This is a genomic window from Poriferisphaera sp. WC338 (assembly GCF_050931845.1).
Classification (GTDB): Bacteria; Planctomycetota; Phycisphaerae; order Phycisphaerales; family Phycisphaeraceae; genus Poriferisphaera.
The window spans coordinates 2,062,314-2,083,994 of the sequence record NZ_CP194516.1; the positions used below are offsets into that span (position 1 = coordinate 2,062,314).

The 21,681-nt window shown below is 52.7% G+C and carries 16 protein-coding genes; 8 read left to right on the plus strand and 8 right to left on the minus strand.

From position 1 onward, the window contains the following. The first annotated feature begins 78 nt into the window (after positions 1-78). The gene (locus ACQ6WK_RS08470; RefSeq protein WP_432800311.1) at positions 79-3,717 is read left to right on the plus strand and encodes a hypothetical protein; all 3,639 of its coding nucleotides are present in this window, start codon (positions 79-81) and stop codon (positions 3,715-3,717) included. 104 nt (positions 3,718-3,821) lie between these two features. Here ACQ6WK_RS08470 and ACQ6WK_RS08475 read toward each other — a convergent pair whose 3' ends face one another. The 4 genes from ACQ6WK_RS08475 to ACQ6WK_RS08490 form a co-directional block, all read right to left on the minus strand. Further along, complete coding sequence (locus ACQ6WK_RS08475) at positions 3,822-4,973, minus strand: uroporphyrinogen decarboxylase family protein (protein ID WP_432800312.1); 1,152 nt, start codon at positions 4,971-4,973, stop codon at positions 3,822-3,824. Between the two features lie 13 nt (positions 4,974-4,986). Continuing rightward, entirely contained in the window at positions 4,987-6,378 is a 1,392-nt protein-coding gene (locus ACQ6WK_RS08480) for a methyltransferase MtaB domain-containing protein (RefSeq protein ID WP_432800313.1), read from the minus strand. Positions 6,379-6,427: 49 nt separating this feature from the next. Next, positions 6,428-7,063, minus strand: a complete 636-nt coding sequence (locus tag ACQ6WK_RS08485) for a cobalamin B12-binding domain-containing protein (protein ID WP_432800314.1) — start codon at positions 7,061-7,063, stop codon at positions 6,428-6,430. Positions 7,064-7,234: 171 nt separating this feature from the next. Further along, on the minus strand, positions 7,235-8,410 hold the full coding sequence (locus ACQ6WK_RS08490; protein ID WP_432800315.1) for a helix-turn-helix domain-containing protein: 1,176 nt from the start codon (positions 8,408-8,410) through the stop codon (positions 7,235-7,237). A gap of 140 nt (positions 8,411-8,550) precedes the next feature. Here ACQ6WK_RS08490 and ACQ6WK_RS08495 point away from each other — a divergent pair, with 140 nt between their 5' ends. From ACQ6WK_RS08495 to ACQ6WK_RS08510, 4 genes are all read left to right on the plus strand, one after another. Beyond that, complete coding sequence (locus tag ACQ6WK_RS08495; RefSeq protein WP_432800316.1) at positions 8,551-9,255, plus strand: DUF1638 domain-containing protein; 705 nt, start codon at positions 8,551-8,553, stop codon at positions 9,253-9,255. Next, positions 9,252-10,895: an ASKHA domain-containing protein gene (locus tag ACQ6WK_RS08500; RefSeq protein WP_432800317.1), complete on the plus strand. Its 1,644-nt coding sequence runs from the start codon at positions 9,252-9,254 to the stop codon at positions 10,893-10,895. The genes ACQ6WK_RS08495 and ACQ6WK_RS08500 overlap by 4 nt, the downstream gene beginning before the upstream one ends. Before the next feature lie 373 nt (positions 10,896-11,268). Continuing rightward, on the plus strand, positions 11,269-11,832 hold the full coding sequence (gene coaD / locus ACQ6WK_RS08505) for a pantetheine-phosphate adenylyltransferase (protein ID WP_432800318.1): 564 nt from the start codon (positions 11,269-11,271) through the stop codon (positions 11,830-11,832). A gap of 66 nt (positions 11,833-11,898) precedes the next feature. Continuing rightward, positions 11,899-12,573: an MBL fold metallo-hydrolase gene (locus ACQ6WK_RS08510; RefSeq protein WP_432800319.1), complete on the plus strand. Its 675-nt coding sequence runs from the start codon at positions 11,899-11,901 to the stop codon at positions 12,571-12,573. 105 nt (positions 12,574-12,678) lie between these two features. On the opposite strand, the gene ACQ6WK_RS08515 is transcribed toward ACQ6WK_RS08510, so the two are convergent. Beyond that, positions 12,679-13,503 (minus strand): metallophosphoesterase, encoded by an 825-nt coding sequence (locus ACQ6WK_RS08515; protein ID WP_432800320.1) that lies wholly within the window; start codon positions 13,501-13,503, stop codon positions 12,679-12,681. Between the two features lie 308 nt (positions 13,504-13,811). On the opposite strand from ACQ6WK_RS08515, the gene ACQ6WK_RS08520 reads away from it, so the two are divergent. Further along, entirely contained in the window at positions 13,812-14,720 is a 909-nt protein-coding gene (locus tag ACQ6WK_RS08520) for a helix-turn-helix domain-containing protein (protein WP_432800321.1), read from the plus strand. Positions 14,721-14,898: 178 nt separating this feature from the next. Next, positions 14,899-15,726 carry a phosphatidylserine decarboxylase gene (locus ACQ6WK_RS08525; RefSeq protein ID WP_432800322.1) on the plus strand — a complete coding sequence of 276 codons (828 nt, stop codon included), beginning with the start codon at positions 14,899-14,901 and terminating at the stop codon, positions 15,724-15,726. A gap of 21 nt (positions 15,727-15,747) precedes the next feature. Here the strand turns inward: ACQ6WK_RS08525 and ACQ6WK_RS08530 are convergent, their stop codons facing one another. Next, complete coding sequence (locus ACQ6WK_RS08530) at positions 15,748-16,431, minus strand: histidine phosphatase family protein (protein WP_432800323.1); 684 nt, start codon at positions 16,429-16,431, stop codon at positions 15,748-15,750. Between the two features lie 82 nt (positions 16,432-16,513). After that, entirely contained in the window at positions 16,514-18,079 is a 1,566-nt protein-coding gene (locus tag ACQ6WK_RS08535) for an ABC transporter substrate-binding protein (protein WP_432800324.1), read from the minus strand. 129 nt (positions 18,080-18,208) lie between these two features. Between ACQ6WK_RS08535 and ACQ6WK_RS08540 the strand changes: the two genes are divergently transcribed. Further along, on the plus strand, positions 18,209-18,778 hold the full coding sequence (locus ACQ6WK_RS08540) for a nucleoside deaminase (RefSeq protein ID WP_432800325.1): 570 nt from the start codon (positions 18,209-18,211) through the stop codon (positions 18,776-18,778). Positions 18,779-18,795: 17 nt separating this feature from the next. Here the strand turns inward: ACQ6WK_RS08540 and ACQ6WK_RS08545 are convergent, their stop codons facing one another. Continuing rightward, on the minus strand, positions 18,796-21,612 hold the full coding sequence (locus ACQ6WK_RS08545) for an MMPL family transporter (RefSeq protein ID WP_432800326.1): 2,817 nt from the start codon (positions 21,610-21,612) through the stop codon (positions 18,796-18,798). Positions 21,613-21,681: the final 69 nt, after the last annotated feature.

Sequence of the window (21,681 nt, forward strand, 5' to 3'; positions counted from 1 at the left end):
ACATGTAACTTGCATGGCAATCCACCTGCAATCCGCCATAACACCATGCATACTTGGCATTTCAACAGGAACCAGCACATGCGATCAAGAACACGCAACTTGGGCACCATTATCACCACCCTACCCCTCTTTTTCGCGCTTCTACTTGTATCTAAAACATGCTTCGCCGCTAAATCAAATACTGACAGCAACATCATCACTCGTCCACCCGTTATCTATCCCTACCTCCACGATCCCGCCGACTATCCCGACTATTCACGTCGCCCATCACCGCCACCGCGCTGGCCCGACTTCGAAGGACGTATGCAATTTAAAAACCCCATGGTTTTAAAACCACAAGGGCTCGACATCGGTCTCCGTACCATCAATCCGCGCGCCACCAACCGAGTCGAACACCGCACCGTCGATCGCGAACTCACCGGCAAAGCGCTCCGTGTTGAAGAAACCGTCTTCGCAAAACCTGGGAGTGTTCAAAAATTTGCACCACATCTCAAAAAAGTCAAAGAAGATGGCGGCACACTCCGTATCGCAGGCTTCAAACAATTCCGCATTAAAGGTATCGATCGACAAAACTACAACGAACTCGTCGAACTCAAAGGCTCATACACCAAAGCATGCAAAGAACTCTACGACATCATGGGCACCGCTTTCCTCGGCATGCAATTCGGTGAAGCCGACGCCGAATACATGAATATCGGCAACTGGTTCGCCTTCCCCATGACGCGCAACCGCATCAATCAATATCTCGAATTCCAAAAACTCTTTCATAGCTACGGCGAGCAAAACAATAATCGCATCCTCCCGCACCATAATCAGGCTGCATGGCATTACACTTTAAAAGAAGGCACAACCACCATCGCAGAAGCGCAAAACTTCTACCGGGGACGCACCAATCCACGCATTCACAACGCATTTTTTCGTGGCGCGGGCAAACAATACGGCAATCTCTGGGCTGCCGGCTTTGCCTCCGGCACCGAATGGGGTGTCAAATCATACTACTCCGAAAAATGCCTTCAAGAACTCCGTGACATCGTCATGCAAGCCTACGGTCACCTCGGCAAACCGCGCAAAGGCGAACCCAACAACCTCAAAACCTACGGCGCTCGTCAGCGCTGGTGGCTCAATGACTTCGGCCCACTCAAAGGCGCATCACTCAGCCTGCTCCGACGCGTCGCCTACAACACCTATCTCCAGAACGGCGCAGCCATGCACTGGGAAATGGGCGAGATCTCTTTCGTCGCTTCTGATGAAGAAGTTTCCAAAGTCACCCCCATGGGTGTGATGATGATGGACATTGAACGCTTCGTGAAAGACAACCCAAACCCCGGTGTGTTGCAAGTTCCCACCGCAATGCTTGTTGATTTTGCTTCAGGCTGGCGCCCGCCCATTAAGTTTCCATCACAACTCCCAAGGCGCATCGAATATCGCGCATGGCCAAGCCTCCTGTATGATCAAGGCGACCATCTCACCAACGCCGCACTCTCATTCCTCTATCCGCATCACGAATCCGTTGGCGCATATCGCAACCAACGCTACGGCATGTCCGACACACCACACGGCGAAGCCGACGTCCTACTCACCGATGTAATACCTGAAATCTTAAACCGCTATGGTGTCATCTTCAGTGCCGGCGAATTCAAAACCGACACACTCGAACTCCGCGACAAACTTGAATCTTTCACTCGTCAAGGTGGGCTCCTGATCCTCACTGCAGCCAACGCGCAGAAACTCTGGCCCAAATGGCAAATTGGCCAAAAAACCTTGAATTTCAAATCTGGATCGAACATCACATGGAACGCATCATCTACCAAACAAACCGAATCGGATGACTTCTCCCTGCTCAGTTTCGACAACATGCCAAGCGATGCATCCATCATCGCCCACTGCAACAACACACCCGCCATTGTCGACATACCGCTCGGCAAAGGCGCCGTCACCGTGCTCCTCAGTCCCTTCGGCATGAACAACACCAAACGCAACATCGCCCTCCCTGCAATTGATCGTCAGAAAGGCATGCTCGGTTCCATCGAACACCCATTTATATTGCTTAATCATGTTCAACAACTGCTCGCCAAGAAAATCGAATCACAACAAATCTTCACCCTTGGCAACCCCGAACTTGCATACAACATCAATCGCCGCGGAGAAGGTGATTACTGGCTCGGCATCTTCAACGACAGCATGCAAAGCCAACCGTTCAACATCAGCGCTAATATTGGCGACATTCAATCCATCAAAGAAGTGCCGCTCTACGATACGGCCATCAAATCGCAACCCGAATACTATCCCGATATTCTTGCCGGTAAATTCAATGGCGGACTCTCCGATCAAAACAATATCGGCGGCGGCGACATCCGCATCTTCCACGTCAAACTCAAAGAAACAAACACACGCACACTCCCCGAAACAAAACCCGCCAAGCGCATCTACAACAAACTCCTTGCCGTCCCACATCTTGCTGGCCTCAAAGACAAACTTGTCACCTGGCCGTCCTTCCTTTACCACTTCGAAGGTGTCAAGCTTACCGGCCAAAGCGTGCTCGACATCGACATCGACGCCCTCGCATGGGATGCAACATGGTTCAACCGCAAACAGATCCGCTTCATCGTCGATGCCCGCGACATCGCCCCCGATAAGCTCTCGCAAGTCATCGACAAACTCATGCTACTCACCCATGCCAAGGATGTCTTTGCAACCACCACCGACCCAACAATCATCAAACGCGCCAAAACCGCCGGCATTACGATCCATACTAAAAACATAGATCTTCTCGCACAGCAATACGACAAACCTATCACCGACAACCCCGGTACCACCGGCTACCAGATCCTCAATCGCTATCACGATTCATGGGATGATGTCTACCACGATATGGAAGCCATCTGGTCCGGCAACACCACCGCCAAACTCTGCGGCCGCCTCACAAACACACCACAAAAACGCGCAACGCAAACCGCCAAATCTGAAAATAAAAACAAATACCTCAGCTACTGGAACATCATCGACCTCCCGCAATCCATCGCACAAACATTAAACTTCTTCGACCATTTCGGCGGGGTCAAAATAGACGCGCTCTATCTATATAGTAGTGACCTGAACAAATGCATCGCCGATGCCGATTGGCTCATCGATCGCAAACTCTCCGCCGTCGTCGACCTTAGCAATATGATCCGCGGCTGCCGCGACCTCACGCTCGTCCCCGAACAAGGTTATCAATACCAAACCTCGCTCAAGAAGATCGAAAACATCTTCAACAAAATGCAGCACATGAACATCACCGATGCGCTGCTCATCACACACGGCAACTGGAACCACCACAAATATATGGGCGCTGGCATCATCGACTATTGCAACATCGCCAAAAAGTTCGGTATCACCCTCCATCTCCGCAACTCTAATCGTCTCCCCATCGAGAAATATGCCTCATATACAGAACCAATCCGCGATAAAGCAAGCAACCTCCGCTTCGCGCCATCACTCAGTTTCGATTGGCGTTTAGATAAATTGCTAGACACCCCCGTCCAATCAGACCTCGTCTGCATCGCGGGTGGCGACAAAATGATGTACGGCGTCGTCCCCCTGCCCATCCACTTAAACAACTACCCAAGAAACATCGACCCCGCCAAACTCAACAGCTTGGATAAAAAACTCATCCTCGATGCCGAATACCTAAATGACGCGGAACTCGCAAGCGATCTCAAATACCTCGGCTGGTAATCAATAAGCCATAGAAACCGACCCTGAACTATGATCACGCGTCACTCATTGTGAATGGCGTGTTCTAAATGGAAATCATTACTCAGCCTAACAACATACCCCGCTTAACTTGTCTCAGCCAAATGCGAGGTCGTCTCCGCAACTGCAAGCATCATCTCTTTGGTCGTCGCGCGCGGCACCACACATCCACTACCCAGCACAAATCCGCGATTGCCTCTCACCACTCCCTGCTCAATACACGTCTTCGCTTCTGTCTGAATCTCATCATGTGTTGATTGAATAAACGACAACGTGTTCACTCCGCCCATTAACACAACATCATCACCCACACGCTGGCGCACATCCGCCACGGTGAACTGTCCTAGCGGATCGAGCGGCGCGATTGCATCCAGCCCCGCCTCGACGAGCATTTCCACAATCGGAAGGACATTGCCGCATATGTGACAGTAGATCTTGACGTCAGGCTGGTAGCCATGAAGCTCATCACAAATCGCTTTGAAATGCGGGAAAATAAACGCACGCCATTGGTCCGGCGAAATCAATTCCATATTCGCCATCGAATCGTTCAACCGCAGCACACGATGCCCACAATCAATGTTGAACTTCCCGCGTTCAATCACACACGCCGCCCCCTTCTCAAAGATCGCCTGCACCAGCTCTGGCTTGTCAAATAAATCAATCAATCCATTCTCCATGCCACGAAACGCAACATGAAACGGCAGCGTCCCCGATCCCAAATCGCCGACCAACCCTACACGATCCCCCGCATACGCAATCATACGTCGCTGCAAATCCCCGAAGCCCGCCTGCTCAAAGAACTGCTTCTCCGGAACCGCTAGCCGCCTCACATCCGACATCCCCTCAATGAGCGGCCCACTTGTTTTCCACTGATGGCTGTGAGCAATGAAGTACGGATCATCAATACGAAAGTACGCATCATCATCCAACTGCGTCGCGAGCCCCCCCGCCATGTCAACCGAACCGAGCCGCTTCCCTTTCTCATCAACTTCGTACACTTGCTCGCCATCACGTACAACCTTGCGTTTGGGAAACAGGAACTGCCGTGCACCGTCAGCCTTCACCATCACCGCTGCGTCGACGATGATCTTTAGCGCCAGTTCCGGATCTTCGATCACGTCACACAGATCCGTCCCCGTCAGCGCCGCGGCCAAGTCAATCCATATCTTCGGGAAAAACGGTACACGATCCGTTGCTTCCCCCCCAAGACCTTGTATCAATCGTTCTTTCGGTGTCATCTCATCCGCCTTCCTATGACATCACCAATTCGTATTCAGCCGGTAAGAACCTGCTTTCATCCGACAACGCCAATTGCTGATCAATAAACACGCCCTCATCATCCGGCAACATCGCCACGCCTTCCCCAATGATGTCCAGCCAGCGCACTTCGTTCTCCAGAATCTTCACCTCACCAGCGTCATACCCTTCTCGCAACAACTCGACAGCCGTCATCGCCGCCGCTTTGCCTGCAAGGTAATGGTTCTCCGCTGACACGATTGACTCCGCAATTCGGATCGCACTCGTTGGCGTGATCATGTAAGCCTGCGGATCGCGCGATGCATCCGAACGCACCATCCATTCCTGCATCTGTATCGCCTGCTCCCGCCCATCTTGCAACGCTTCATTCATCAAGCGGCAATCATAAATGAGTTGCTCCATGTAACACACCGGCGCCATCCCCGCGAGCAGCGGAATGTTCTGAACCGATTCATTGCTCCAAACATCACACGTCGCTGCAGCAATATTACCCAATGGGCTCAGATGCGCACACGCCGAAGTCTTGCCTTCCATCGACATCGGATACCCAGTGATCGCTTTCAAGATCGGGTTTTCATAACCACAATCCTTGCCCGGTCCAACCGCGCCACACTCATACGCAACCAGCGAACGTACCGCTGAGATCGCACGAACTACCGCCGCAAACGTCCTTGGGATAATCTTTTGCTCCGCAAGCACCATCGCGGTGTTACCGAAGCCGCAAGCCGTATCACCCGCACAATGCACACCGCGCCGTTGAGAAATCTCGCTGAGTTTCGTCCATAAGAACCGCATGTCGCGCACACCCACGACAGCCATCGCAAAGATCACACCCGCAATGTCGCCCATCTGCAGCGCATCGTCGTGCAGCTCTTTACCGCCAACCGATTCAATACTAAGCAATTCCGCACCGTCGGCCGCTGTCGTATCAAACAGCGTCAGCATGTTGTCCCAGTATTCACCGCTGCGCATCACCGGCGGCCGCACAAATTCGCGATTGTCATTCGGCGTCATGCGAAACACGCTCTTCAAGCCGTGCTTCGCATGTGTTTCTTCCATCGCATCAAGCATGATCTTGCACAGCTCGCGTCCCCATTCAGGGTTGTGCGTCATAGGCGGCAGTGTCTCAAACTCCACGACCAAACCCGGAGCTTCCAAATCCACCGCGCGTTCTAACACACCTGTGATACATGCTTCGTACTGCTTGCGTATCTCCGGCATCGTCGATGCTGCGACCTCGATGTTCGGTAAAGTAAAGTTGATCTCTGGATAAACTTGTCCGCCCCCCAGCACCAAACCACGCCGTGTTGTTAACGGCTTTGGTGCATGCCCAAAAAGCAGATCGTTCGGATTTGATATCGCAAGATGATTGTAGGCTCCCATCATGGGTCCCTTTTCTGTTTAAGTTGAGTAGAAGAAATTCAGCACAAAAGCACTAACTGGCTACACCCACCACTTCACGGAGATGATCAACCGCGCTGACCGCATCGACCGCATAACGATCCGCGCCGATCTCGTCCGCAAATGATTCCGTCACTGGCGCGCCACCTACAATGATTTTCACGTCCTTCAATCCCGCGTTGCGAATAGCTTCAACGGTCGATTTCATTGCAGGCATAGTTGTCGTCAGCAGAGCCGATAAACCAATCACGTCTGCATTGTTTTCTATCGCCGCTTTGATAAATGCTTCCGGCGGCGCATTCGTCCCAATGTCAAGTACCTTAATGTTCGCCCCCTTCCACATCATTGCCACCAAGTTCTTTCCGATATCGTGCAGGTCACCCTTCACCGTCCCAATCACCGCCGTCGCAACCGGCTGCACATCACCTTCTGACAAATGCGGTTCCAGAACTTCCATTGATTCCTTCATCGCTCGGGCGGCCACCAAAACCTCCGGTACAAAAATCTCATTCGCTTTCCACCGTCGACCAATCTCTTCCATCCCCGCGATAAGCGCATCCAACACCGCAACCGGTTCGGCCCCAGATTCAATAACCTGCCCCGTCCCCTCGATCGCTTGTGCACGGTTTCCGCCGACGATTGCTTGTGTAAGCTCACTGAGTGATTCCATGACCTGCTCCTTTGTTAGTCATTTCTGTCCATACACAAAGTATCCCTGCCACCGATCAGCTCACAACGGATTTAAGAATCAACAAATGGTAATCCTGTGCACTTTTCGCATTTCGTGGATGCTCACCAGCCAGAAAATAGTGATGTGCTTCAGCAAATATGAATCTCGTGCTCAACCAGCTTTGGCATTCTGACGATAAGCTCGCGGCGTTTGCGCATGCTGCTTCTGAAACACCTTGGTGAAATAACTCGGATCTTCATACCCCGTAGCTAGCGCGACCGCCGACACCGCCAGATCCGTTGAAACAAGCAATTCTGCCCCACGGTCCATACGCATCTTGGTGAGCATCTCACGGAAGCCCATCCCAACATGACGCTTAAATAATCGGGAAAAATGCGACGGTGATAAACACATCGCGTCTGCCACATCATCTCGGCCAATATCTTGTGCAAGATGTGCTTGCATGTAAGACATCGCGTCTGAAATTACGATATGCCCCGCCGACTCACGATGATCTGCTAGCGTATCCATCAGCCGTTCGAGCATCTCATGCATCCACGGCGCAAGACTTTCCAGCGTCGTGATTGAAGACAACTCAGCAATGCGATGAAAACTCTCACCAAGAATCTCATTGGGGTCACCCCCCGCCTCAACGGCTGTTCTGCAAACACTCGTCACTAATTCCATGAAGTAGCTTTTGATCAAATCAAATCGGTTTTGTGATTTCGCCATCATCACAAGCAAGATGCGATCCAAGGTTTCACGCGCACCACAACGATCACCTCGGCGGATCGCGGACACCAGTTCCGGCTCTTCCCGCAAGTACAGCCGACGTATCCCGACCGAACCTTCTAACTTTAATGAATGGATCGCTTGCGCTTTTTCCTGTTCACGCATCGCTTCATACCGGCGGGCAGAAAGAAACGCAGCATTGGTCAGATTCTCTGCTTCTAGCATCTCGCGCAACACACGACACGCCCCTCGCATATCTACCGTCGGAACATTACCCCCATCCGGAAACAGTTCATCAACCTCAATCGCACCTACCATCGCGCCAAATGTTTTTGCGTTACACATCACCGGACATGCCCAATACAAACGATCACCCGACCCATACGAAACCGTCGGCTCACCCAAACGCAGCGCTTGCCAAACCGTAAACGCCAACACCTTCTGCCGATCGACACTGTCCCCACCGCGCCACCACCCATAGGAACTCAACCGTTTGCCATCCACATCAACGACCGCCAACTTAACGGCAAACCGCGCCCGATATGCTTCAGCCAATCGGCGAAACATCATCAAATCAAATTCAAAATTCACAGGGCTTGCTTGGATAGCTTTCATTGATATACTATAACGTACAAGATAATTTTGTACGATGATAATACGCAGCGTATCAACGATTATTTGGCTTGAATATCGTGCACTCCCAAAACCACACTAACATACCCAATCTGCAGATAGCCCTAATCGCATGCGCCGTGATGGAGCTGGAAATCGAGCATTTCACCCCCGAATGCACGCACCTCATCCACTACGAGAAAATCCAGCAAGGCCTCCACAACGAACCCGATAAGCTTCGCAACGAGCTCCAAAACGCCATCAACCGCGCTGAGCAATTACCCAACGTCAACACTATCGTTCTTGGCTACGGCCTTTGCGGTTGCGGAACCGTCGACCTCAAAACATCACGATGCCAACTCGTCATCCCACGTGCCCATGACTGCATCACATTGTTGCTCGGCAGTAAAGAGCGCTACGCAGACTATACCGCCAAGCACCCTGGCACCTACTGGTACTCGCCCGGCTGGAATCATCATCACGATCCCCCCGGCCCAACGCGCCACGCCAACCTCTACAATGAATATCTACAAAAATATGGAGAGGACAATGCCAAATATTTGATGGAATCTGAACAACATTGGTTCAGTACCTACAACCGTGCCACCTATGTACATCTGACCGTTGGTGCAACCGAGCAAGATCGCAAATTCACTAAAGATTGCGCCGATTGGCTTAAGTGGGACTACGATGAGCAGCCCGGCGATCCGACTCTCGTATGCGACATGCTGCACGGACACTGGGACCATGACCGTTTCCTCGTGCTTGAACCTGGCCAATCCATCCAAGCCTCCGCCGACGACATGATCATTAAATCTTCACCTCAAACGCAAAAGAGCAAACCTTGACCATAAAGCCGCAACAAATCTGCATCCACGCACCTTCCGGCAAACAGGTTCTCTCAGTCAATACGCACGAACAATCGCTCCGTTTAAGCGATCTACTTCGTCAAAAAGGATTGCCACTCAACATCCGCTGCGGTGAAGAAGGCGCCTGTGAAGGTTGCCAGATCGAACTGCTTCAAGGATCACTCCGCACTTTACACGCTAGCAATACCGTCACTGCAGGCTCAACGCCCAGCACCATGCTTGCTTGCCAACACCGCCTCGGCCCCGAACCTGTCACACTACAAATCTCACCACGTTCACTTGCTGCCTATGAGCCCGCAGTCCTCAATGATTTCCGCATCAACATTCCCTACAGTCAAAACCCGTTACATGAAACGCTCAATACCAGTGAACCTACCATCGGCGCCGCCATCGACATCGGCACCACCACCGTATCACTTCTTTTAATCGATCTCTCCACCGGCAAAATCCTTGCTAACGCTTCCACCTTCAATCATCAAATGTATCTCGGCGATGATGTCATCACGCGCATCAATCTCTGCCGCAAAAACCCGACGCAAATCACACAACTTCAAAACGCCATCGTCCACGACACCCTCAGTCCACTGCTTAAGCAAGCCGCCAAAGAAGTGAATGTCCGTCTGCGCCATATCGCGTGCATCACCGTTGCCGCAAACACAACCATGCTCCATCTACTTGTCGGCAAAGACCCCTCCCAGATGGGCACGGTTCCATTTGAGCCTGTCTTTCTTGAGCATTTACAACTCACGCTACAAGACGTCGGCCTTGATCAACCCTTCAACCCAAACGCCACGCTACACCTACTCCCCAGCGCCGCCGCCTATATCGGTGCCGATCTTACCGCCGGTGTACTTGTCTCCGGACTATGCTACGAACACGGCCCCTCACTGCTCGTCGACATCGGCACCAACGGCGAGATCATCCTCACACACAACGGCATACTCTACGCCTGCGCCACCGCGGCTGGCCCCGCTTTTGAAGGTGCAGGCCTTACCCACGGCTGCCGCGCTGGCAGCGGCGCCATCAGCCATATCACACTTTCAAATAATCCGTTCAATGTAACACTTGATATTATCGACAACGCTCCCCCCACCGGCATCTGCGGATCAGCCTACATCGACTTCCTTGCACAAGCCGCCCGCATCGGATTGCTCACACCCTCCGGTAGATTCAATCTTGAACACAGCCCCGAAGCCAAGGCAAGACTGCAACCCACCGAATTGCACGGCCGATCCTTCGAACTCACCACCGGCATCGTGATCACCGAAGCCGACATCGCCAAACTCCTGCAAGCCAAAGCCGCCATTGCCGCCGGCATCCTCACACTACTCGATCGTTGCAACGTCTCACCCACCGAAGTTGATCGCCTCTACCTTGCCGGCGGTTTTGGTATGAACGTCAACAACCAGCATGCGATCACCTGCGGCTTGCTCCCCAAAATGCGCGTCGATCAGATCGAACTCGTTGGCAATTCGTCGCTGGCCGGTGCCTTTGTTGCACTCATGGATCGCCATCTCTTGCCGGAGATCGCCAAGATCAGTCAGCACATGCAAACCATCGAACTCAATCTCGATCCTGATTTTGAAAACAGGTACATCGATGAACTGATGCTCGCCTGAAAAACTCACTTCCGAGGGCGCATAGAAAAAGGTCTCGACCAGGGAGGCAACTGGTACGAGACCCGATCCAGGGCTGATATTTTGTCCACACGCATCACGAATTTGCAGGAGTGATCCGCGCGTCCTCGCCATCGCAACTCGGTTTTAGTTCAGGCCGATTCGCCGTGTCGCTGCCGCGTTGCTGACATCAATACTCTCCAATTCAATCCCCATACAGGCCAACCTAACAGCCGATATTTCCGCCCATCAGCCCCCGCCAAGTCCGCTTGTACCGACTAGGCAAAAAAGGCAACCTATCCACCTCTTATAAAGCCTCAAACACCTGTTTCTCCCCGCTAGCACGCCCCACATCTCCCCTGCTATACTCTCTTTCATGAGCACGACCCCGAAAATCGGCCTTTTCCCCGGTACATTCGACCCCATCACCAATGGGCATCTCGACGTGATCCAACGCGGTCAACGCCATTTCGACAAACTCGTCATCGCCATCGGTGAAAACCCCGCCAAGAAGCCGCTCTTCTCCACCCCCGAGCGTCTAGACATCATCCAATCCCTCATCAACGAGCAACTCGATCCCTCTATCGTCGAGCTTCAAACCTACACCGGCCTCACCGTCGACTTTGCCAAACAAATCGGCGCAACCGCCATCCTTCGTGGCCTCCGTAACGTCACCGACCTCAACTTTGAATTCCAACTCGCCCTCACTAACCGCTCCATCGCCGACATCGAAACCATTTTCATCATGTCCGGCGAAACCTACGGCTTCACATCCTCCACACTCATCAAACAAATAGCAGCCGGCGGTGATATCAATCGCCTCCACGACTTATTGCCACACATCGTCATCGAGAAGCTCAAACAAAAAAAGATCGACCACGGCGGCAAACTCCCCTGGCGCACCATCGATCACTTCACCGAAAGCACCGAAGCCGAGTAGCATACTCCCGCGTCAATCGAACCACTCTCTAACCACAAGATAGACGAATAGGATTTAATAGCCCCCATGGATTACCGCATCATCAGTATCGGCGCACTCTCTTCCCACGAACTTTGGGACAAGCAAGGCCCAACGCGCACCGCACATGCTACCACAACCCTCATCGAAACCGACCACAAAAAGATTCTCGTGGACCCCGCGCTCCCACCCAAGATCATCGCTGCCCGGCTCGCTGAACGCTCCGGCCTATCCCCCGATGACATCACCGATGTCTTCCTCACCAACTTCCGACCCGCCCACCGCATGGGCATCACCGCCTTCCCAGATGCCAACTGGTTTATCTCCGAACAGGAACGCGAATCCGTCGGTCCCCTCCTCATCGAGCAATTCCAACAGCAACAAAACGACGAAGAAGCACAGGAAATCCTCCGGCACGAAATCGGCATCCTCAAAAAATGTCAAAACGCGCCCGACAAACTTGATCAACAAGTCGATCTTTTCCCCCTACCCGGCTATACCCCCGGTACCGCTGGCCTGCTCCTGCTCGAAACCAATAAAACCATTCTTGTTGCAGGCGACGCCGTCCCCACTTCCGAACACCTCCAGATGGGCCGCGTCCTCAAAGGTGCCTACGATATCGAACTCGCCCAAGGCTCATTCATCGAAGCCACCGAGATCGCCGACTTGATCATTCCCGGCCACGACAACATCGTCCCAAACAAATCCCGCAACGGTTATTGATATGAATTACAACACGATTGTCTCCACCCCAAGATCACGAATTCTATCCGTGGGGTCTCCTAACACATCCTCTTAAAAGTCTTCGTCTAACCGTCACTTAGACAATCACCACTTCTCCACCATCTCTAGCATCGGTTCATACTTCCCAGGCAGCGCACCACGTCGCAATGTATACAGCGGCATCTGTGCCGGACAAAACGTGCGGAACTCAAACACTCGCGGCGTCTCCGCAAAACCTAATCCCCGCGTCAATCCCATCATCATATTCTGATGACGCATCAGCCCCGCTGAATATTCATTCGGCAACGTCGAGGAATTATGAAAAGCTCTTCCTCCCGGCAAGCGCATCTGACCGCCGTGTGTATGCCCCGCAAGCGCTAAATCCGCTCCAAGGTCTGCCGCCGCACCAAAATGATCCGGATAATGTAGCAACCCAATCTTCAATCGTTCTTCAGCTTCAGCACTCTCCCCGCCAAAAACCTCCGCCGCCGACAACGCCGTCTTCACACTGTCCGGCCCGCCGCCCTTGGTCGCATTAAAGCCAAACACATCAATCGGTGCTGACTCACAACGCGCCGCCTCATCGGTAAGCCATCGGATTGGCAGCTTCTGTGCCAACTCACGAAACCGATCATAATCATGATTACCAAACGTCCCGTACATCCCATGCGTCGGCCGCAAGCGATCGCAGATTTCCGCCATCACCTCGTAAGCCACCTCTTCATCCCCTTCCAGCGACATGTAATCTCCGGTAAACACCGTCAAATCATGCCGAATCGATGTGAGTTGATTGATGAGTTTGCTGAATAGCGCCGACCGCCGCCTGATATGCAAATCCGACAGATGCAGCACCCGCATCCCGTCCAGCGAGTGTGGCAACCTCGGCAGAGAAATATCCACCGGCTCAATCAATCCATACGCTAACGGCATCCAATCGCCTCTTTTCCTCGCCGTCACCCCATACGGCTAACCAAAAATCAGCCCAAATCACAAACCCACCCCCTTACGCCCTTTGTGACAGTTTCCCCACACCTATCGAACTGTCAATCCCTTTGCATCCAACCCCTAAAATATCACGGACCAATCTGCCTTTTAGGCTTGTCATTTCACCCTCAAATAATTATCCTAAGTGGGCCTCAGACCTTAAATTGCTGCATCTCGTAGCGATTTCGATTAGAATAATAAGGTCACCTGACGCACAACTTTATAACCCTTTCTCCGGTTGCAGGAGCGATTTCATGGCGAAGATGTATTCCACGGTCCAAGAAGCGGCCGCCATCCTTGGGCGTACCGAACAAGAAGTCAAAGACATGGCTGCCTCCGGCGAACTCCAGCAGTTCCGCGACGGCAACAATCTTGTCTTCAAAACCGCTGACCTCGAAGCACTCGCAGGCGGCAACGCCTCCGGTGAATCCGCCATTCCACTGGCCGACTCACAAGCCGATGCCATCAGTCTTAGCGACACAGCCATTCCGCTTCTCAGCGACACTGCTGCGGATACTGGCCCAGCTGACGCTTCTAACGAATCAACCGGCATCAGCGTCTTTGATGCAGGTGAAATTGAACCTGCCGACCCACTCGCACAGACAACTGTCGGCGGTGGCTCCGGCACAGGCCTCTCACTCGAATCCGTCGGCTCCGGTTCTGGTCTCCTCGACCTCACCCGTGAATCAGACGACACCAGCCTAGGTGCTGACCTTCTTGAAGATATTTATCCTGGTGGCGATACTGCAGCAGGTGTATCAAGCATCGACTCAGCCGTCGGCGCTTCCGGCGTCTTCGATCCCGGCCTCTCCGCAACAGGCGCAGCATCCGGCCTTGAAAATCTCGACGGTTCACTCTCCGGCACCATGACACCACCTGCAGTTGCTGCTGGCAGCCCCGCACCAACCAGCGCGGCCATGGTCGATCTCTCAGGTGACGACAGCGAAGGCTCCGGTTTTATGTCCGGCCTGCTCTTCGGTTCCGTCATTGCTCTCGTCGCAGCACTCCTCGTCATGATCCCAGTCGTCAATGGCTATAGCAGTTCACTTGTGGACTTCATGGCAAAATCTTCCGGCATGTTCTGGGGCGTCACCGGCGGACTCTTCGTCGTCGCACTAGTCTGCGGTGTCATCGGCATGGTCGCTGGCAAAGCAACTTCCTGATACGTGACTTTTCGTATCACCCCAACAACATCCCCAATGCGGTAAATCACTGGTGAGGCACACACGCCTCACCAGTTTCATTTTATACCCACAGCGAATACAATACGCCTTGCCGTAGCCAACAAACCGCGCTACGCAAATCCAAATTCCATAAAAACAACCTATCCGGATACTCATCTTGAAGCTCAGCAGTTACGGACGAAACGAGTGGCTCACCATCATCGCAATCGGCGTCATCCTCACCGCCGGCGTCATACTTATTCATTGGGCACTTGCCTTCCCCGTCATTCTCATCACACTCGCACTTCTTGCGTTCTTTCGCGACCCTGACCGCCGCATCCCCGCACAACGTGGCGTCATGGTCGCACCATGCGACGGCCGCGTCTCGTCTATCCATGAGATAGAGCACTTCGAACCTTTCGATGGTCCTGCTGTTTGCGTCCGCATCTTCATGTCCGTGTTCGTCGTCCATGTAAACCGCTGTCCCTGTCACGGCCGCGTCCTCTCCATGACCCACACCCCCGGCAAACACACCAACACACTCAACCCACGATCCGCCGAGGTCAATGAAAACAACCTTATCATCCTCGGGCATCCTGTCCGCGAGCACCCCGTCGCAGCCGTCCGGCAAATCGCCGGCCTACTCGCTCGCACTATCGCCTGCGGCGCTAAGGAAGGTGAAGTCCTCCAACGCGGCCAACGCATCGGCATGATCAAACTCGGCTCCACCTCCGAAGTCTACATCCCCAAAGACATGGTTGAACAGATCGTCGTCCAAGAAGGCCAATCCGTAAAGGGTGCCATCTCCGTCATCGCACAAGTCTCATCACGCGATACAACCACCACCGACGCCGCTACTCAAGATCAATCTGAACCTTCAACGGATAACCAGCCGGACACTTCCCAACCAGAATCAGCTTCAGCTAGCGATACCGAATCCGTTGAATCACAAAGCACCGAACAATCTGAACAAACAACCCACGGCGAGCAAGCATTACTCTTCTAAATTAAATTACAGTAAATAAACTTACTTCCCGCTCGGCACGCGTGCATCCTCTAACCCGCTCATCACCAAGTGTGATACATCTGCCATGCCGACACATCGAGGCGTTGCCAAACCCGGCTTCCGCTCTTCTAGCTGCACCGTCGTCACCGAGGTCGGCCGTAAATGAAATCCCGCCCACACCATCGGCACCGGGATCGCCAACAAATGCGACAACCACGTTAATCCAAACCCACCGTGACAAAACACTGCCACTGCAGACTCATTCGATTCATCAAATCGGTACCCTCCACCATCGCGCCGATATCCATAGCTCGACAGAAACGCATCTGACTCCGCAACTATTTGATCATACCCACACCGAAATTCCGGATTATCAAACGGCTCGGCCAAATGCCAATCCTCACATCCATACGCCTCCAAATTACTGCGAATTTCATGACCATGAAAATCCCATGCCGCATTACGCCCCTCATTTATCCGCCAGCCAAGCTCAGCGGTCCAATCCAACGTTTCAATTTCCATCCCCTTCCGCTTCGCCGTATAACCAGCCGTCGCCTGCGCTCGGCCCATCGGCGAGCTATAAATCTTATCAATCCGCACGCTCTCCAATCGCTCTGCCAACGCCGCTGCTTCCTGATGCCCCAAATCCGTGATCGTATCGTTCGCATAATCCGGGTCCGCATGTCGTATCACATAAATCCGCATCTAATCCCTTTCAATGGATAAAACGTCACGTGTTGCGACACGTGACGGTCATGTATTCGCAAACAGAAACTATCCACCTTAGTTATTTTGCAACAAATGATCCAGACTTCATTGCTTGTTTTTCAAGCTCAACGATCTTCCGGTAGTTATCACGGAAAAACAATGTCCATCGCAATCGATCATCCAACTTCACATCCGGATTCTCTTTATACCGCGTGCGGAATCCGCCAACAAAATCCTTCAATACCTTCACCGCCTCATCATGCCGGACATGGTCCACATCCTCCATTATCGCCATCCAATCCTTCGCCATCTCATCGTCCGGCCAAACCACCCGTAAATCCTCCGGCATCTCATCAAACAATCGCAGCATCTCCCCCTTTACAGGATCATCGTTTGGCACGCGATTGATCGCTGCCCATGCCGCCTTCAAATCATCATGCACATCGCTCCCCATCGCGTGTGTCACCGTCGCCACCATCGAGAAAAAGCTCGGCATCCCCTTCGCAAACGGCTTCGCCTGACCAAACGGATCAAGCCCCACATCCGCCCACTTCGCCTGCTCGTTCTTCACAAACATGTCCTGCCGAATCGGTTGTCGGCGAAGTTCACTTTCCACCGGACCGCCTTCAACACCAACCCGCCGTTGCCACAAACCTTGCGCATCCTTCGTCAGCACCCAGTTCACAAATTCCTGCGCGATCGCTTCATTCGGTGCTCCACGTAACACGCTGATCGGGTCCGCCGTGATCGCCGTCATGAAAGCCGGATCGACATAACCCACCCGCACATCATCGGTCACGCTCGCTTGGTATCGGCCGTAAAAATCAATGCACATCCCGATTGCCGCATCGCCACTACTCACATCCACTGGCACCTTCGAGCTACTCGCTGCAAAATATCTCGCATTTGCAAACGCTCTTCGCAACAACCTCCACCCTTCATTCCAACCCTTACGTTTTAAGATCGTATCGTATGTCGCAGCGATCGATCCCGAATGCCCCGGGTCTGCCAGCGCCGCCCAGTTCGCATACTCCGGCCGGGCAAAATCATCCCACGACTTCGGCTCCGGCACGTCCAACATCTTCATCAAGTCCCGGTTGTACACCACGCCAAAACTCGATAACGCCGTCCCCACCCACAACATATCTTTGCGGTACAACTTCTCCCCGCCAATCTCGCTTTCCGGAAACACTTCTTTGATGAACGCTTCGTCAACTTTCGCCGGTACTGACGCGCTAATCCATACCACCTTCCCATCACGATCAACCTTCACTCCCTGCGCCAACTTATTGTGATCATATTCCCCACCGCCAAAAAACAAATCCACACCAACACCATCATCCTCATGACCTTGATCCGCGATATCCTTTAACTGGCTCAAAATTTGCTTCCGCAAATCACTCGTCCCACCACCTGCTCTCCAATCAAACACCACCGCGCTCTTGCCCATCGCTTTGCGATGCTCATTAAACGCCCGCGCAAACTCCCCACGAATCTGCTCGTTGTGCGGCGTCATAATAATCAAGCGCTCAGCATCCCCACCCTCCGTCGCCACTTTCTTCCCAGCCGGGCGCAACAGAAATGGCACCCCCACAATCACCAGCATCAAACCCACAATCACGATCTTCGATAAGTGCGTTCTCATAACCATAAGCATAACATATACCACATTTTAGACACCCCTTTCATACAATCTGAACATAAACCCGTCATTTATGCCAGCCTAATACCCCCATTCATGATCCCCAGCCATACTTTCACTAAACTATGCTCAATGACCACATCCGACCCCTCCTCATCCTCTCACCAGCAGCTCGCTCATGACCAACACATGATGCGACTCGCCATCGCTCAAGCTCAGCTTGCAGCGAATCTTGGCGAAGTACCTATCGGTGCCGTAGTCTATAAACAAGATCCCGATCACCCTCACGACCCTGATCGCACCACCGTCCTCGCTGCCGCCCACAATCTCCGCGAAAGCGCCGCTGATCCTACCGCCCATGCAGAAATCCTCGCCCTAAAGCAAGCCGCCCAATCCCTCGGCACTTGGCACCTAGACGACTGCGGCATCGCCATCACACTCGAGCCCTGCCCCATGTGTGCCGGTGCCATGATCAACGCTCGCCTCGGCCACTGCATCTACGCACTCACTGACCCTAAGATGGGCTGCGCTCACACACTTTATTCATTGCTCGAAGATACCCGCTTCAATCACCGCCTCCCCTCGCGTGCTGGCATTCTCGAAGCTGAATGCCTCTCACTCCTTCAATCCTTTTTCCAAGCCCGTCGCACCAAAGACAAACCACCCAAACCCACATTCAATCCTGAAAACGCAACGGACTAATCATCACTTAACTAAACCTAAACTTCATCAGATTCCCCATATCGATTGCCGTGCTCACGCTTAATCTCATCGCGCTTCTCACGCCGTCGTGTTCTTAATTCCAAACAAGTCGGCATCATGATCCAACATGCCATCAGCGTCATCCCAATCCCAAGCATCATCACAAAACCTAATCCCTGCATCCCCCGATGCGATGAAACCATCAACGAACCAAAACCAATCATCGTCGTATAACTCGTCAACGACACACCTTTTCCAGTCCCGCCGCTCAGCCCCAACGGCCGCGTGTATTTATCCTGCTTATACCGATGAATAATGTGCACCCCCGCATCCACGCCAATCCCGAACATCAGTGGCAAAACAATAATATTCGCCGGATTAATCTGCACGCCCACCAGATACAAAATCCCAAACGTCAACGCAAACCCAACCAGCACCGGCAACAAACACAGCAGCGTATCCTTCATCATCTTGAAGTCGATCCACAACAACAAGAACACAATCACCAGCGCATACGCTCCCGCCCGCAAATAACTCGACCAGATCAACTTCCCGCTCTCATAGATCTGCACGATCACACCCGTCACCTCCGGATCAACCGTACGCATCTGGTAAATAAACGGCTTCAACACCGCTTCACTGAGCGGCCCGCCCTGCGCAGCCTCCATCTCACCCACCTTCGGAAATACCTCCAGCGCATACTTCGTCACACCATCCACATGCGCCACATACGGCTCCATAATCGCCGGAGGCAAATCACCTACATCCAACGGCGTCGTATCCAGCAAATCCTGCAGCAACTTCGCTGACTCAATTCGCCATGCCGTATAGTCTCGTTGGAGTGCCGCCAACCGTGCCGTCCGCTCTTCTTCTGTTAACTGCCCAGCATTTGCAATAAAACCATTAAGCGCACCAAGCAATTCACTAAGCGGACCTCTCAATTCCCTCGGCGCGCCCAGCATCCCTGCCGCCAATAGCGTCCGTAATCCTGTTAGTTGCGTAACCAAATTCACATCCCCATTCGCCATCGCATCATTACCAACATTTCCGCGAGCTACCTCACTAAGCACCGGCTCAAGCGATTCACGAACATGATCAATCTCTTTCACCTTCCGCGCGTTCTGTGAGGGGATAAGTAATCCAACACCACCCACACTCTCAACCGTCGGCAGCGCCAAATACGCCGCCGCATCCTTACGCGCCTCCTCCAAATCCTCCACGATACTCACACCAAAATATATCGACTGCTCACCATCCCGCGAGATTCGCTCCTGCCACTCCACGCTCGGCACACCCTCTGGTAAAAGCTCCAGCAAATTATAATCAAACCGCATCCGTGAGATCGCTACACCCGCCAACACTGCAATCACAATCGCTAATACCAAAGTAATCACCGGTCGCCGCACAAATGGCATCACCCAATGCTCTTTGAAAAAATCCACCACCCGCGTATCAATCGGCGTAATATGTTTATGCCGACTCTTCACCAATCGCAAGAGTGCCGGGTACACTGCAAACATCGCGATCAAACACAAGATAATCCCCGCGCTCGCGATCTGCCCCATCTCCGCCACACCCTTGTAATCCGTAAACATCGTCGTCGCCAGTGCCGCCGCCGTTGTCAGCGCCCCCGTCACCAAGCCTGGACCAACCTTCTCAAGCGTACTGGTAATCGCCTCAGCAAATCCATCTTCATCATCTGAATAATTGTGTCGCTCTAGCTCAAATCGTGTTGTGATATGAATCGCAAAATCAATCCCTAACCCCAATAAGATCACCGTAAAGATCACACTGATGAGCTGTAAATAACCAATCGTCAACGTCAGAAAACCAAACGTCCACGCAATCCCTACACCAAGCGTCAACAACATCAGCAGCGGCGATTTAAAACTATGAAATGACAGCACTAGCAAAATTGCAATCAACACCGCCGCTATAATCGATGCCTTCATCGAATCGAGGTTCGCAGCTTCCGTTTCATCCGTCTCAACAACATCAATCCCGGTCAACCCAAAATCTAGCTGCGGATACTTTACCCGCATCTTATCCATCTCTGCCCGGATACTCACAATCGATTTTTCAAACGGCGTCAGAGCTCCCGGACTAACCTTCGGCGTGATCCGAATAAACATCAGACGGCCATTCTGCGTGACCAGGTACTCCCACTTCACCGCCATCTCTTCCGGAATCACATATTGCAACAAATCCAATGATTCATCCGCCGGCATCTTCATCCGCTCCGCAAAGCCACTCACCAAACCCTTCACCATATTCAACCCGCCCACCATCTCCGCTTCACTCATCTCACTCGCGCGTTCACCCCCACGACGTGCTTGCCCCACAATCCCCTGAATAAAATGCTGCGGCGTCTTACTCTCCAACAACAACTTACTCTCACCCACCTGCCGCATCTGCATCTCAAACTGATCCCACGGCAATAACCGCACCGCCTTCGGACTCGCCTTCGACGGATCATAACCCCACACAACCTGCTTGACCCACTCCCCGCCAGCCAAGATAGGCCCTAACTCATCAACCATCTCCTCCGCCGCCGTCTTCGTCTCAGCGTCCGGCCGATCATCCTTCCACATATCTACCGCAATCACAAAATCAGCATTGCCAGGAAAATTGTCCTGCCAGAAAATAAAATTCTGGTTCCACGGCAAATCCTCCGACAATAAATCGTTCCGATTTGACTTGAACGTCAGCGTCGTCAACGTATAAAAAATGCACAGACCTGCCACTCCAAAAGCCACCAAAAGCACCCACCACGGATGCCGGCTCACGAACCCAGACCAACGACTCAAACTACGATGACGGAACTTTTCTAACATAGACTGAACATCGTATGATTCGCACCCCCATCTGGCAAAATTCCCCATCATTCATAGGATCACCACTCA